This is a genomic window from Rhodococcus sp. RCBS9 (genome assembly GCF_029457415.1).
Taxonomy (GTDB): domain Bacteria; phylum Actinomycetota; class Actinomycetes; order Mycobacteriales; family Mycobacteriaceae; genus Rhodococcus_F; species Rhodococcus_F qingshengii.
In genome coordinates this window covers 6410870-6425894 of the sequence record NZ_CP120422.1, presented here as the reverse complement: position 1 = coordinate 6425894, position 15025 = coordinate 6410870, and the positions used below count along the sequence as shown (strand labels likewise).

Annotated in this window: 11 protein-coding genes and 1 pseudogene; 6 read left to right on the top strand and 6 right to left on the bottom strand. The window is 62.6% G+C overall.

From position 1 onward, the window contains the following. The first annotated feature begins 2 nt into the window (after positions 1 to 2). The 6 genes and pseudogenes from P0M12_RS29900 to P0M12_RS29875 all read left to right on the top strand — a co-directional run bounded on the left by P0M12_RS29900 (position 3) and on the right by P0M12_RS29875 (position 6208). Positions 3 to 1205, top strand: coding sequence for a sensor histidine kinase (locus P0M12_RS29900; RefSeq protein WP_277377236.1), 1203 nt, complete (start codon positions 3 to 5; stop codon positions 1203 to 1205). Continuing rightward, the gene (locus tag P0M12_RS29895) at positions 1202 to 1876 is read left to right on the top strand and encodes a response regulator transcription factor (RefSeq protein WP_065456310.1); all 675 of its coding nucleotides are present in this window, start codon (positions 1202 to 1204) and stop codon (positions 1874 to 1876) included. The genes P0M12_RS29900 and P0M12_RS29895 overlap by 4 nt, the downstream gene beginning before the upstream one ends. A 64-nt stretch (positions 1877 to 1940) precedes the next feature. Then, positions 1941 to 3258 (top strand): annotated as a pseudogene (locus tag P0M12_RS29890) (DUF222 domain-containing protein). A 308-nt stretch (positions 3259 to 3566) separates the two neighbouring features. Continuing rightward, positions 3567 to 4694, top strand: a complete 1128-nt coding sequence (locus tag P0M12_RS29885; RefSeq protein WP_003941638.1) for an NDMA-dependent alcohol dehydrogenase — start codon at positions 3567 to 3569, stop codon at positions 4692 to 4694. Between the two features lie 36 nt (positions 4695 to 4730). Then, positions 4731 to 5570: a serine hydrolase domain-containing protein gene (locus P0M12_RS29880; RefSeq protein ID WP_007735479.1), complete on the top strand. Its 840-nt coding sequence runs from the start codon at positions 4731 to 4733 to the stop codon at positions 5568 to 5570. A 128-nt stretch (positions 5571 to 5698) separates the two neighbouring features. Then, positions 5699 to 6208 (top strand): DUF3145 domain-containing protein, encoded by a 510-nt coding sequence (locus P0M12_RS29875; RefSeq protein ID WP_003941617.1) that lies wholly within the window; start codon positions 5699 to 5701, stop codon positions 6206 to 6208. A 110-nt stretch (positions 6209 to 6318) separates the two neighbouring features. Here P0M12_RS29875 and P0M12_RS29870 read toward each other — a convergent pair whose 3' ends face one another. The 6 genes from P0M12_RS29870 to aceE all read right to left on the bottom strand — a co-directional run bounded on the left by P0M12_RS29870 (position 6319) and on the right by aceE (position 14798). Beyond that, a complete protein-coding gene (locus tag P0M12_RS29870; protein WP_003941597.1) occupies positions 6319 to 7752 on the bottom strand; it encodes a carboxyl transferase domain-containing protein in 1434 nt (477 codons plus the stop codon). 108 nt (positions 7753 to 7860) lie between these two features. After that, positions 7861 to 9111, bottom strand: coding sequence for a KasA/KasB family beta-ketoacyl-ACP synthase (locus P0M12_RS29865; protein WP_003941591.1), 1251 nt, complete (start codon positions 9109 to 9111; stop codon positions 7861 to 7863). 7 nt (positions 9112 to 9118) lie between these two features. After that, positions 9119 to 9394 carry a meromycolate extension acyl carrier protein AcpM gene (acpM, locus tag P0M12_RS29860; protein ID WP_003941649.1) on the bottom strand — a complete coding sequence of 92 codons (276 nt, stop codon included), beginning with the start codon at positions 9392 to 9394 and terminating at the stop codon, positions 9119 to 9121. Positions 9395 to 9478: 84 nt separating this feature from the next. Continuing rightward, on the bottom strand, positions 9479 to 10387 hold the full coding sequence (locus P0M12_RS29855; RefSeq protein WP_003941630.1) for an ACP S-malonyltransferase: 909 nt from the start codon (positions 10385 to 10387) through the stop codon (positions 9479 to 9481). A 127-nt stretch (positions 10388 to 10514) separates the two neighbouring features. Continuing rightward, positions 10515 to 11843, bottom strand: coding sequence for a helix-turn-helix domain-containing protein (locus P0M12_RS29850; RefSeq protein ID WP_003941635.1), 1329 nt, complete (start codon positions 11841 to 11843; stop codon positions 10515 to 10517). A gap of 99 nt (positions 11844 to 11942) precedes the next feature. Beyond that, positions 11943 to 14798: a pyruvate dehydrogenase (acetyl-transferring), homodimeric type gene (gene aceE / locus P0M12_RS29845; protein WP_042445740.1), complete on the bottom strand. Its 2856-nt coding sequence runs from the start codon at positions 14796 to 14798 to the stop codon at positions 11943 to 11945. Positions 14799 to 15025 lie beyond the last annotated feature (227 nt).

Sequence of the window (15025 nt, the reverse complement as noted above, 5' to 3'; positions counted from 1 at the left end):
CGATGACTTCGACATCGACGTGGGGTCGATGGTGTGCGGAACACCCGCGCACCATCGACCTGGCACTGGCGATTCTCGTGCTCCTTGCCACGTGGACGGCGCACCGCATCGCGCTCGACGGCAATGACACCCGCGAGGTCACGGTTGTGGGAGTGCTTGTAACAGCGATCGCAGCGGCAACCATCGTGTTCCGAAGGCGCTATCCGTTCTCGGCACTGGCGGTGGCAGTACTCCTCGGCGTATTGATTATTGCACTGTCAGCGCCGCCGAATGCCGGCACAGGTTCCGCAGCGATGGTGTGCCTCTACTACGTTGCCAGCACGAGTGACCGCCGGAGGACCTTCTTCGCAGCGGCGAGCACAGTCAGCTCGCTGATGCTCGTCACGATCTTTTTGGGAGTGGGGAACAATCTCCTGCAGGAGGCACTGGGGTTGTTGTCGTGGTTGCTGATGGCAAGTTTTGCCGGCGCCGAGGTCCGTTCTCGCCGGGCCTATCTGGAGTCCGTCGAGGCGCGCGCGGTGCAAGCGGAAAGAATGCGCGAGGACGAGGCCCGACACCGCGTCGTCGAAGAAAGGATGCGGATTGCGCGAGACCTGCACGACGTTGTCGCGCACCACATTGCCTTGGTCAACCTGCAAGTCGGGGTCGCGTCGCACTTGATCGGGAAAGACCCGGAGAAGGCGACGACTGCACTACGCGGAGTGGAGGAAACGTCCAAGGCGGCACTCGATGAAATTCGGGCCACGGTCGGAGTTCTCCGTGATGCTCAGGACGGTGATCGCTCGATGAAGCCGGCTCCGGGGCTTTCGGATCTACCGGCACTGGTGGATCAATTCGTCAGTGCAGGAATGGAAATCGATGTGCGCGCTGTGGGTTCGCTGCGCCCACTCGGGCCCGCAGTAGATCTCACAGCGTACCGAATTATCCAGGAGGCACTCGTGAATGCGAGCAAGCATGCGCTGCCAGGAGCCGTCACCGTGTCGTTGTCATACGAAGCCGAGGTTCTGATGCTGTCGGTCGAAAACGCCGGAACGGCAGTGCCTTCGACGTCACCACCCGGGTACGGACTGCTGGGAATGAAGGAGAGGGTACAGGCGATGGGAGGCGAGGTCTCAGCAGGATTCCGCGCCGACGGGGGATTTCGTGTGGACGCCCAACTACCGCTTGTCTCGGTGTCCAGGGGTTCGGAGCGTGAGGAGTCGTGAGTATTCGGGTGGTAGTGGCAGACGATCAGGCGCTCTTCCGTCAAACGCTTGCGCTGCTGATCGGTTCGGAAGAGGACATGGAGGTGGTCGCCGAGGCGGCAGACGGAGAGCAGGCATTCCAGGCGGCGCTCGAGCATCGACCCGACGTTGTATTGATGGACATTCGAATGCCAGGCACCAGCGGAGTCGAAGCGACCGCCATGATTGCCGATCATCCGGATTTGACCGACGTGCGCGTGTTGATTCTTACCACCTTCGAAGTGGATGAGCATGTGGCACAGGCGATCCGGGCGGGAGCCAGCGGCTTCATCGGCAAAGGAATCCGAGCCGAGGATCTACTCGATGCTGTTCGGACGGTCGCAGGTGGGAACTCTTTGCTGTCGCCGATTGCGACCAACGCGTTGATTTCTCGGTTCCTTTCCACTCCGTCGCGGGCCGACTCGACTTCTGGGATTTTCGGTCAGTTGACCCCACGCGAACTCGAAGTGGTAACCCTCGTTGCCCTCGGGATGTCCAACGACGAAATCGCTGCGGAATTGGTGATCAGCGCGGTCACGGCAAAAACGCACGTGAACCGGGCGATGACAAAACTGGATGTCCGCGACCGCGCGCAACTGGTGGTTCTCGCCTATCAATGCGGTGTGGTGATTCCGGGACGCTCGGTGGATTGACTCGAGAAACTCTTGACTCGAACGGGTGTTCGAGTATTGTTTGGGGAGGGGATCGGGGGATTCAATGAGTGTCTTGTTGTCGGATGTGGTGTCGGGTTCTGCGGTGGGGTTGCGCGGACGGTTGTGGCAGTTGTCTGCTGCTGAGTTGCGTGCTGCTGCTGTCGAGGCGAGTGCTGAGATTTCTGCGCCTCGAGGCGGTTCGTGTGGCGGTGGTGGACGAGTTGTCGTTGCGCCCGGATGATCAGGTGATTGCCAGTCGCGGTGTCGGTTCGTGGTTGGCGGCTAACACGATGCTGCAGGTTCGGGACGGGAAGAAGATCGCCGCGTTGGGTGCGGCTTTGCGGCCGCTTCCGGGTGTGGCTGCTCGGTTCGGTTGTGGGGATTGCTCCTTCGATCATGCCGTGTTGATCGTGGCGTTCTGTGAATCACCACCGAAGGGCATGCCGGAGGAGGCGCTCCCTCGCTGTATCGACCTACTGCTTGCGGCTGCGTCGGGCGTGGAAGCGACGACCACGAAAGTGCGGAACGTGATCGCGGCCTTGGAGCGAATCTTCGAATCCGATGAAATTCCACCCGCCGAAGACGTCGACCGGAATGAGCTGCGGATCGCGTCGACATTGAACGGTCGAGTGGTGGTGCGCGGGGATTTCGACGCCCTCACCGGCGAAATGCTGTTGTCGGCGTTGTCGAATCTGACGATGCCCACCCCGGCACCCGATGGAACCCCGGATTCTCGGTCGGCAGCGAAACGAACTGCCGACGGGTTCACCGAACTGATCCGCCGCTATCTCGACTGCGCCAAAACAGGCACAGACGGTGGTCAACGCCCGCACGTGAACGTGCACATCAATGCTCGTGATTTGGCTGAGCATCGGGATTGCGCCGCGTCGCCTTCTGATGTGGACGACGAAGGCTCACCCGATCTGGACTTGTCGGATCTTGATGTCGGGCACATGCCCTGGCTCGGGCCACTGTCGGTGTCGCAGACCCGACTTCTCGGGTGTGATTGTTTCCTCTCGACCGTTCTGCTCGACGATCACGGCGCGCCCTTGGATGCGCAACCAGGGAAGAGGTTGGTCACCGCCGAACAGCGAGTGGCGTTGATTGCCCGAGACAGAGGCTGTGCGTTCCCGGGTTGCACATGTGTACCGGCGTGGACTGATGCGCACCATATCCGGCACTGGGCGAACGGTGGCCCGACGGTGACGAACAACCTGGTCCTGCTGTGCCGTTCACATCATCGGTTGATGCACCGAAAATCAGGGTTCGTCGGGAAATGGGTGATCCGCATCGGTGTCGACAACAAACCGTGGTTCATCCCGCCACCCTCGATCGACCCGGGTCAGCAACCGCGGCCGGCGAACACCACCTTCAAAACCTGAGGACGAACCTCAGATGCACCAGAACATGCCCAGGTCTGTTTCAGACCCGCTGCTCTGTGTCCGACCGATTGGTGGGGGGTGGAGTCGAATGGTTGCGTGCTTTCGGGGCGGCTCTACTTTCGGGTGCCCGTGTGGCCTGTCCCACTCAGTGGGTCATTATTCCGTTGTTGCCGCGCCGGTTGTGCCAGGTCATTTGGACGTCTGACCTGCAGTGCAAAATCTTTCGTTAGAACACGTTCCAATTTCGCAGATTTGTGGCTATGGTCACAGAGATAGATGCGGGTGTGCGAATGAAAGGGTGAAGTGACGTGAAGACCAAGGGTGCAATCCTGTGGGGCCTCAATGAAAAGTGGTCCGTCGAGGAGATCGAGATCGGTGAGCCCGTAGCCGGCGAAGTTCAGATTCGCATGGAAGCGGCCGGAATGTGCCACTCCGATCACCACATCGTCACCGGCGCGACCCCGATGCCGTCGTTCCCCGTCATGGGTGGGCACGAGGGTTCGGGCGTCATCACCAAGCTCGGCCCGGAGGTCAAGGGTCTGGAGGTCGGCGACCACGTCGTTCTGTCCTTCATTCCGGCTTGTGGAACCTGTCCGGCGTGCTCGGCCGGCCATCAGAACCTGTGTGACCTCGGGATGGGCCTCCTCAGCGGCCAGGCCATCAGTGACGGCACGTACCGGATCCAGGCTCGCGGCGAAAACGTGATCCCGATGTGCCTGCTAGGGACGTTCTCGCCCTACATGGTCGTGAACCAGTCGTCAGTGGTGAAGATCGACAAGGACATTCCGTTCGAGGTTGCCGCACTCGTCGGTTGCGGCGTCCCGACCGGTTGGGGATCGGCAACCCACATCGCCGATGTGAAGCCCGGCGAAGACGTTGTGATCATGGGTGTCGGCGGCGTCGGTATCAGTGCGCTACAGGGTGCAGTTGCATCGGGCGCCCGGTACATCTTTGCCATCGACCCCGTGCCGTGGAAGCGTGAGCAGGCTCTGAAGTTCGGCGCAACGCACGCTTTCGAAAGCGCTGCCGCTGCCATTCAGCCGATCATCGACGCTACGTATGGCCGCATGGCACAGAAGACGATCATCACCGTCGGCGAAATGAAGGGTGAGTACGTCGAAGAAGCGATGATTCTGACGGCAAAGGCCGGCCGTTGTGTCGTCACCGCAATGGGGCACCTGACGGACATGGATGTGAAGCTGAACCTGTTCCTGATGGCGATGCTTCAGAAGGACCTTCAGGGCAACATTTTCGGCGGTGGCAACGCTCGCCAGGACGTGCCGAACCTCCTCGCGATGTACAAGGCAGGCAAGCTGAACCTCGACGACATGGTGACTCGGACCTACACGCTCGAAGGCGTGAACGACGGCTACCAGGACATGTTGGATGGCAAGAACATCCGCGGCGTCATCCGCTACACCGAAGCTGACTGGTGATCGGAAGCGCAACTCTTGTGCCAGTAGTCTGATCGGGTGCCCAGTACTCACAGTCTCGACGTAATCCAGCAGTGGCCGGTCGACAATGCGGCAGCGGTCGTCCTCTCCGGAAAGAATCCCGGTGAGGGCGACCGCATTCGTGGTTTCAGTGGCGACCAGGCGCATGTTTTCCCCCTGGCTTCGGTGACAAAACTGTTGTGCGCCTACGCGATTCTCGTGGCAGTGGAGGAGGGGGCGGTCGAGTTGGATGGGCCGGCCGGGCCTGAGGGGTCGACCGTTCGTCATCTCCTCGCACATGCTTCGGGATTGGCATTCGCCGAACGTGTTGTTCAGGCTCCGGTGGCGTCGAAGCGGATCTACTCGAGTGCAGGGTTCGAGGTGCTTGCCGAGTTGGTTTCCCGGGAGACCGAGATCGAATTTGCCGACTATCTGGCCGAGGCGGTGTTCGCGCCATTGGCGATGACCAGCGCGGCTCTTGTGGGTCCGGCCGGTCACGGTGCGCAGGCATCGGCAGACGACTTGGCCAAGTTCGCGGCTGAACTGCTCTCGCCGACTCTGGTCTCGGCGCAGACGTTCGCAGAGGCGACAACTGTGCAGTTCCCGGGGCTCAACGGAATCCTTCCGGGCTACGGCTCTCAGCGCCCCAACGACTGGGGGCTCGGATTCGAAATTCGGGGCGACAAGCGTCCGCATTGGACCGGTCTCGAGAACTCGGCCGCTACCTTCGGTCATTTCGGCCAGTCCGGGACGTTTCTGTGGGTCGATCCCACGATCGATACTGCGTGCGTCGTGCTTACCGATCGCGATTTCGGTGATTGGGCCAAGCCTTTGTGGACCGAATTGTCGGATGGCGTGGTCGGTGAAGTTTCGCGGTAGAGCACAATTTTCTCTCCTTCCACTGGCGCAACACGGGTAACACAAGGCACACTGTTCAATCGAGCGTGCTGCACGAACTCGACAGAGGTCGTTGGGGAAGACGTCCCTCGTCGAAGCAGGAGGCTCGAGTGCGCGAAATGAATCAATTCGCGGACGTGACGACTGGTGTGGTTTACATCCACTCGTCGCCCGCGGCGCTGTGCCCGCACGTGGATTGGGCTTTGTCCGCCACGTTGGACAGCCCTGCCAAGCTCAGATGGACCTCACAGCCTGCCTACGACGGGCTTCTGCGTGCGACGACGGACTGGACGGGTCCCGTCGGAACCTGTGCCCGCCTGGTCGACTCGCTACGCGCGTGGCCGATGTTGCGGTTCGAGGTCACCGAGGACCCGAGCCACGGCGTCGACGGCGAACGGTACAGCCATGTGCCCGGTCTGGGCCTGTGGCGCGGATCCACCAGTGCGAACGGTGATGTCGTCGTAGGGGAGATGAAACTGCGGTCCATCATGAATTCCGGTGGAGACATCGCCGCGGAGATCGATCGGGCGATAGGCGCACCGTGGGACGAGGAACTCGAACCCTTCCGGAGTTCAGGCGAAGGTGCCGAAGTGACATGGCTGCGAAGGCGTGTCAGCTGACCGAGGTCCATCCTGAACCCGGAGTGCTCTCGCGGCTTGAACGACAAAGACTCGAATGACAAAGGTGGGCCCCGCCGTATCGGCGAGGCCCACCTTGCTGTCCAGGGTTGTCAGAGCGGAATGTTCTTGTGCCGCGCGCGGACAGATGGTGCAGACGCGAGGGCAGCGGTCACGATGCTGCGAGTCTTCGCCGGGTCGATTTCCTCGTCGACGACGCCGATTTCGACCGCGCGGTCGACGCCGCCCGCGATTGCCTCGTGCTCGGCAGCGAGTCGGTCGTGCAATGCTTCACGCTCGTCGTCCGGTGCAGCTGCGAGGGCCCGCTTGTGCAGGATGCCGACAGCAGCCTTCGCACCCATCACGGCTACTTCGGAGTTGGGCCAAGCGAATACGGCCGTGGCTCCCAGTGCTCGCGAGTTCATCGCGATGTAGGCGCCGCCGTAGATCTTTCGAGTGACGACGGTGACGCGGGGGACCGTTGCCTCGGCGAAGGCGTGAAGTAACTTCGCTCCGCGTCGGACAACGCCTTCCCACTCCATCGAGACGCCCGGCAAATACCCGGGAACATCGACGACGACCACGAGCGGCACGCCAAATGCGTTGCACAGTCGCACGAATCGAGCGGCCTTCTCTGCACTTTCGGAGTTCAGGCACCCCCCGAGTCGCAGTGGGTTGTTCGCAATGACGCCAACGGTGCGTCCGGCCATCCGGCCGAAACCGGTGACGATGCTCCGAGCGTAATTTCCTTGCAGTTCTTCGAAACTCGACTCGCCTTCAACGTTGTCGAGCATTTCGTGAACGATCGGACGAACGTCGTACGCGCGTTTCGCGGAGGCAGGCATCATGGCGCGCAGATCGCTGTCACCGAGTTCCGCTGCCCGCTGATCGAATTCGCCCTGCTCGCACATCATCGAGACCAGGCGGCGCGCGCGGTGCAATGCGTCGGCCTCGTCGTGTGCGGCGATGTGTGCGACACCCGACTTCTTGGTGTGTGTGTCCGGACCGCCGAGTGACACCATGTCGACCTGTTCGCCGGTGACACTACGAACTACGTCTGGGCCGGTGACGAACACTCGGCCTTCCGGCGCCATGATCACGACATCGGTGAGGGCTGGACCATACGCGGCTCCGCCAGCGGCAAAGCCGAGCACGACGGAAATTTGAGGTATGAGACCCGACGCGCGGACCATGGCCTCGAAGACCAGTCCGACGGCGTGGAGCGCCTCGACGCCTTCAGCCAGACGCGCGCCACCGGAGTGCCAGAGGCCCACGATGGGGGACTCTTCCTCGATAGCGGTATCGATGGCTTTGACGAGGTGTTTGCAACCGTCGACGCCCATGGCGCCACCCATGACAGTGGCGTCGGAGCAGTACGCGATGGTGCGGACGCCGTCGATGTTTCCGGACGCGGCGAGCACACCGGACTTGTCACGGGCGTGGAGCGGCACTGTTGTGCCGGGGTCGAACAGATTTTCCAGGCGCGCAAGAGGATCGCGCGGGTCTGTCGATGATTCGGACTTTGTCACGGGGGCCAGGATGGTCATCGCGTCCTCCTTCAGTACGAGCCTTGGGTGGAACGAAAGGTCGGTGTTGTCCGCGGGTGACGTTGTGTTGCAACGACACCCGCGGACAGATGCAAACCGCGGTTCGGGCTAGGCCCGACCGAAGGCGAGCGCGACATTGTGCCCACCGAAACCGAACGAGTTGTTCAGTGCGAAATCGAAAGAGCCGGTTCGGGGTTCACCCTTGACGACATCGAGATCGATCTCTGGATCCTGGCTGTCAACGTTGAGCGTGGGCGGGATGATCCCGTCACGCACTGCCAGAACCGTGAGGACTGATTCGAGGGCGCCGACAGCGCCGATCGAGTGTCCCAGCGCGGATTTCGGGCCGTACACCGCAGCGTGATTGCCGACCGCTGCGTTGATTGCCTTTGCCTCTGCGATGTCACCGATCGGCGTCGCAGTGGCGTGGGCGTTGATGTGCTTGATGTCGGACTTCGTCAGTCCGGCCATCTCGATTGCTCGGGTCATGGCTCGCGCCGCGCCCAGGCCTTCCGGATGCGGTGCCACGATGTGGTACCCGTCCGAAGTGATTCCGGAACCAAGCAGGCGGGCGTGAATCGTTGCCCCGCGTGCCTTTGCGTGCTCCTCGGTTTCGAGGATCATCAGGGCGCCGGCTTCGCCGAAGACAAATCCGTCGCGGTCCTTGTCGAAAGGACGTGAAGCTGCGGCCGGATTGTCGTTGTTGGTGCTCATCGCACGCATCATGGCGAAGCTCGCGATCGGAACGGCGTCGATGAAGCTCTCGACTCCACCAGCCACAACCATGTCCGCGTCACCCATGACAAGCATGCGGTGAGCGTGAGCAATTGCCTCGGAACCTGATGAACATGCCGACACCGGAGTGATGACGCCACCGCGGGCCCCGAGTTCGAGTCCGACCGTTGCGGCCGGTCCGTTGGGCATGACCATCTGCACCGAGAACGGGGACACCTTGCGGTATCCGCCGCCACGGAGCTTGTCGACGGCGTCGATGAGCGTGTCGCCGCCGCCGAGTCCGGTGCCGATGACAACGGCCAGGCGGTCCTGATCGACTTCAGGGCTGCCGGCGTTGCTCCAGACCGTGCGACTCAACGTGAGGGCAAGGCGTTCCACCCAGCTCATCCGTCGAATTTCGACGCGGGACAAGCCCTCGTCCGGTGAAACCTTCAGGTGCCCGCCGATGCGAATGGGAAGGTCGAACTCGTCGATGAACGGGTCATCGAGGATTCCGATGCCGCTTTCGCCGGCGAGTAGCGCCTTCCACGTGCCATCCACATCACCAGCCACCGAGGTCGACGTCGCGAGGCTCGTGACGACGATGTCGGGGAATTTCCCTTTGCGGGTAGAAGCGGAAGTCACGGTCGGCTCACTCTGCGTTCTTGGCTTCGGCGCCTTCGGCTTCGAGCTTCTGGATGTACGCGACGATGTCGCCGACGGTGCGCAGACCTGCAAGATCCTCGTCGGGGACCTTCACGCCGTACTTGTCTTCGGTCTGAACGGCGATCTCGACCATGGACAGGGAGTCGATATCGAGGTCGTCCACGAAGGACTTGTCAACGGTGACCTCGGAAGGCTCGATACCGGTGACCTCCTCCACGATCTGGCCGAGTTCCGCGATGATTTCTTCCTGAGTGTGGGCCACTGGTGTGGCTCCCTTCTTGATCGATTGAGGTGGGGTGAAACGTCCGGCCGCCGTTCGGGCTGATCGGCCGGGTGGGCGTCCGAGCTAGGTCAGCTCGGACAGTGCGGAGATATCCTCCGGGTTCTTGAGGGCCACCGTCGGTGTGCCACGCATTTCACGCTTGGCAATTCCGACGAGGGTTCCGGCCGGCGGGAGTTCCACGATCGCGCTGACTTCTGCTGTCCGCAACGACGCGGAGCAGAGGTCCCAACGAACGGGGCGGGTTACCTGCGCGGCAAGCTTGGTGAGGGCGTCGGCGCCCGAGGAGACGGGTGCGCCATCCGAGTTGGAAAGCAGCGTGCGCGTCGGATCGGAAGGGGTGATCTTGGCGGCAGCAGCTGCGACGGCGTCCTGCGCCGGCGCCATGAAGCGGGTGTGGAAAGCTCCGGCGACGGGTAGTGCGCGGACTCGGGCCTTTTCGGGTGCGTTTGCTGCGAGTTCTTCGAGCGCGGTGAGCAGTCCGGCCGCCACGATCTGGCCGGCCGCATTGCGGTTGGCTGCTTCCAGCCCGAGTTCTTCGATTCGTGCGAGCACTTCGGCTTCGTCTCCACCGAGAACGGCTGACATGCCCGTGGGCTCGAGCGAACAAGCCTTGGCCATCTCGGCGCCACGGAGGGCGGCAAGCGCGACCGCGTCGTCAGCGGAGATAACACCGGCGACCGCAGCAGCGGCAAGCTCACCCACCGAATGGCCGGCAGCGATGACGTCGGCGCCGAGGAGCCCACGTGATTCGATTTCCTCGTATGCCAGCAGAGCAGCGGCAACGACGAGGGGCTGGGTTACCGAGGTGTCGGTGATTTCTTCGGCGGTCGCGGTCGTGCCGAGTCGGACGAGGTCCAGGCCGGCTGCCTTCGACCACACTTCGAGGCGGTCTTGTGCTCCGGGCAGTGCCAGCCAGGGGCTGAGCATGCCGGGTGTCTGAGAGCCCTGTCCCGGGGCGAGCAACGAAATCACTTATTAAGAGAACACCGCCGCGAGCGACCTGCGAGATGTCGGTCGCGATGAACTCTGGCGAAGTGTTTTGTAGGGTTCCCACAAAATCCCACGTCGCGCTCGGCCATCGAAATTGGACGCTCAGGGGTTACAGGTTTGTTTGTCCGGATGTTAAAGATGTGACTGAAGTAACCGAATTGTTCGATTTGAGATCGATTTGTGTCAATCGGCCCACGGTAGCGGCGATCCGTAGTACATACGCGTCGCGTGGATTCGTTGGATCCCGGCCGGTAACTTCGGCGATTCGCTTCAAGCGGTACCGAACGGTATTTGGATGAACAAACAGAAGACGTGCACAAGTCTCAACCGCACCTCCACAGTCGAGATAACTGTCTAAAGTATCGGTCAAGACTGTGCCGGATTCAGCTAAAGGTGCGACGAGGAAATCGCGAAGAGCCTTCACGGCAGCGGCGTCTCCCAGTAGTGCCCGTTCCGGGAGCAGTTCAGTCGCGAAAACGGGACGAGGTGCGCCGCGCCACCCGGCAACAGCCTTGATTCCCGCCAGCGCTTCGGACGCACTGAAGTGCGCTGCGCTCAACGAGGGTGTCGTCGGGCCGATCACCACCGGCTCGTCGGCGAAACTCATGAGCAGGTCTTGAAGGAATTGGCTGCCTTCCGTCTTACTGCTCAGCTCGCCGCTGACGATCATCACCAGTCGCGGACCCTGCACCACGGCGAGAACAGCGCGCCCGTGCGCGGCGGCAGTCGCGTGGACGGTGCCGGCAACCGAGACCCGCTCGTCCGGCGGGGGAGACCCGACGATGACGGTGGCCGGAGCCGTGGCATCCCAGTTCAAGGTGGCGGCGCGAGAGAGCATGTCCGAGCCGGTGTCTCCCTGCACGACGGCGTCGACGACGAGCGCTTCCAGTCGCGTGTCCAGGGCACCCCGCGACTCGGCAGCGCTTGCGTACACCGTCGCTGCTGCGAAACCGAGTTCACGCCCGTAGCGCAGGACGGCTTCTGTCAGCGCGATCAGCTGCTGATCGTTGCGGGCGAGAGCCGGCAGCCATTTCTCGAAGAACTCCATCGCCACCCGGACCATGTCGACGGTCTGGCGCAGCGTGAGCTGTCGAGCAAGATCCTGAGGGATGACCGGAAACGACTCGTATCCGAAGCTGATCTCCGAGTCGAGTTGCCGCAGCCATTCCAGGAAATTCACCACCGACGTCTGCACCAACAGTTGAACGTCGGCGCGTTGCGAAGCGTCGAGACTGTCGAAGAACGGAAGCTGCTCCTCCATCACGGTCACGGCCTCGGTGGAGAGCCGGCCGGAGAACTGTTTGACGCGGCGGAGCAAGGCTTCTGGAAGTGGATCGCGAACCTGACGACGGCGGGCGAGTACAGCCTGCAACCCGGACGACTGTGGTCGAGTGCGGCGTACGCCCTCTTCGGGTTTCTCGGGATCAGGTTCGGGCATGAGAAAAACCTACGCCCATCGCCGCAGCGGATGTCGAGATGACACCCGCGGCGATGGGCGTAGGTCTGTTTTCGATCGCTGGGACTGTTGCCCTACGACTTAGGCGCTACCGGTGTCCCCGGTCTGCTCGGGAGCAGCATTCACGTCGTCGATGCGGTATCGGCTCGCTGCTTCGACGGCCTTCGACCGCTCGATCGATCCTTCCTTCGCCAAACCGATCAGCACGGCAACGACGATGGATTCGGCATCGACGTTGAAGTAGCGACGCGCAGCGGTGCGGGTGTCGGAGAACCCGAACCCGTCCGTGCCGAGCGTGGTGTAGTCGCCGGGAACCCACTGACGGATCTGGTCCGAGACCGCCCGCATCCAGTCCGAAGCCGCGACGACGGGGCCTTGGGCCGACGACAACGCCGTGGTGACGAAGGGAACCGGAGCATCCTCGGACGGATTGAGCAGCGCCTGACGTTCGCATTCGACGCCTTCGCGGCGCAGCTCACCCCAGGAGGTGACCGACCAGACGTCGGCCGAGACGCCCCATTCGTCGGCGAGCAGCTTCTGCGCGCGCAGCCCCTCGGGCATCGCGACACCGGAGACGAGGATCTGTGCCTTCGGGCCCGATGCTTCGGACGTCTTGTAGAGGTAGATGCCCTTGAGCAAGCCCTCGACGTCGAGACCTTCGGGCTCGGCCGGCTGAACGTACGGCTCGTTGTAGATGGTCAGGTAGTAGAAGATGTTCTCGCCACCGAAACCGTCGACGCCCTCGGTGCCGCCGTACATGCGGCGCAAGCCGTCCTTGACGATGTGCGCCAACTCGTACGAGAACGCGGCGTCGTACGTGACAGCTGCGGGGTTGGTGGATGCCAGGAGCAGCGAGTGTCCGTCGGCGTGCTGGAGACCTTCACCGGTCAGAGTTGTACGACCGGCGGTGGCGCCGAGAACGAATCCCCGAGCCATCTGGTCGGCAGCCGCCCACAGGCCGTCGCCGGTGCGCTGGAAACCGAACATCGAGTAGAAGATGTACAGCGGAATCATCGGTTCACCGTGGGTGGCGTACGACGTGCCGACTGCGGTGAACGATGCCGTCGAGCCGGCCTCGTTGATGCCCTCGTGCAGGATCTGGCCGATCGGGCTCTCCTTGTAGGCGAGCATGAGTTCGGCGTCGACGGAGGTGTAGAGCTGCCCGTTGCGGTTGTAGATCTTCAGCGACGGGAACCACGAGTCCATACCGAACGTGCGAGCCTCGTCCGGGATGATCGGCACGATGCGCTTGCCGATTTCCTTGTCGCGCAACAGTTCCTTGAGGATGCGCACGATCGCCATGGTGGTGGCGACTTCCTGCTTGCCCGAACCCTTGCGGATGACGTCGTACGTCTTGTCCTCGGGGAGCTTGAGCGGCGCCGCATCGGTGTTGCGGGAAGGCAGGAACCCGCCGAGTGCTTTACGACGGTCGAGCATGTACTTGATCTCGGGAGCGTCCGCGCCCGGGTGGTAGTACGGAGGCAGGTACGGATCCTTCTCGAGCTCGGCGTCCGAGATCGGGATGTGCTGCATGTCGCGGAACGCCTTGAGATCGTCCAGCGTCAGCTTCTTCATCTGGTGCGTGGCGTTGCGGCCCTCGAAGTGCTTACCGAGGGTGTAGCCCTTGATGGTGTGCGCCAGGATGACCGTCGGCTGGCCCTTGTGTGCCATGGCCGCTGCGTAGGCGGCGTGGACCTTGCGGTAGTCGTGGCCACCGCGCTTGAGGTTCCAGATTTCCTGGTCGGTGAGGTCCTTGACCAGTTCCTTGGTGCGGGGGTCACGTCCGAAGAAGTGATCGCGTACGAACGCGCCGTCGTTGGCCTTGTACGTCTGGTAGTCACCGTCCGGCGTCACGTTCATGAGGTTGACCAGTGCGCCGTCGCGATCGGCGTGCAGCAGCGCATCCCACTCGCGACCCCAGACGACCTTGATGACGTTCCAGCCGGCACCGCGGAAGAACGATTCCAGTTCCTGGATGATCTTTCCGTTGCCGCGGACCGGGCCGTCGAGGCGCTGGAGGTTGCAGTTCACCACGAACGTGAGGTTGTCGAGGCCTTCGGTTGCCGCGACGTGAGCGAGGCCGCGTGATTCGGGCTCGTCCATTTCGCCGTCGCCGAGGAACGCCCACACGTGCTGATCGGTGGTGTCCTTGATGCCGCGGTCGTTGAGGTAGTGGTTGAACCGGGCCTGGTAGATGGCGTTCATCGGGCCGAGGCCCATCGAGACCGTCGGGAACTCCCAGAAGTCGGGAAGCAGCCGTGGGTGCGGGTAGGACGGCAGTGCGCCGCCGAAGTCGGCGTGGGACTTCTCCTGGCGGAATCCGTCGAGCTGTTCCGCGGGGATCCGGCCCTCGAGGAAGGCGCGCGCGTAGATGCCGGGGGAGGCGTGACCCTGGATGAAGATGTGGTCGCCGCCGCCGGGATGGTCCTTGCCGCGGAAGAAGTGGTTGAAGCCGACCTCGTACAACGCTGCCGAGGATGCATAGGTCGAGATGTGACCGCCGACGCCGACGCCCGGTCGCTGAGCGCGGTGGACCATGATCGCGGCGTTCCAACGGATCCAGGCGCGATAGCGGCGCTCGACCTCTTCGTCGCCGGGGAACCACGGCTCGTTTTCGGTCGGAATCGTGTTGACGTAGTCGGTCGAAGTGAGCGCGGGGAGTGCGACGTGCTTCTCGCCGGCGCGTTCGAGCATGCGGAGCATGAGGTAGCGGGCACGCGTGGGTCCGGATCGATCCAGAAGTCCGTCGAATGATTCGAGCCATTCGGTGGTCTCGTCCGGATCGATGTCCGGCAGGTACGACGCAACACCTTCGCGAATGACGCGAACGCGACCGTCGGTTCCCCCCGGCGTATTCGACGCGGGCGAACCCGACTCGCCGGCGGCGCCGGAATCGGCGTTCTGCCCGGACGCGGGACCCTGGATCAGGTCAGACAACGTGTGCTCCTCATTGGTTTGGGGACGCGTGGTGGGGCGTCCTTACATAGGTGATCGAGGCCTTGTTAGGTCCGACGCACTTCCATCGTGAATATGGCGCGTACCTCATCTTTCACCATCCCGGTCGGTCCGGCACACCTCGCCTCTGGTTACTCTCGGGTAGCGTTTTTCGGCGTGACGCAGGGGTGTGATGGTTCCCCGTAGTCACAGGCTTGGGGGATCGATCG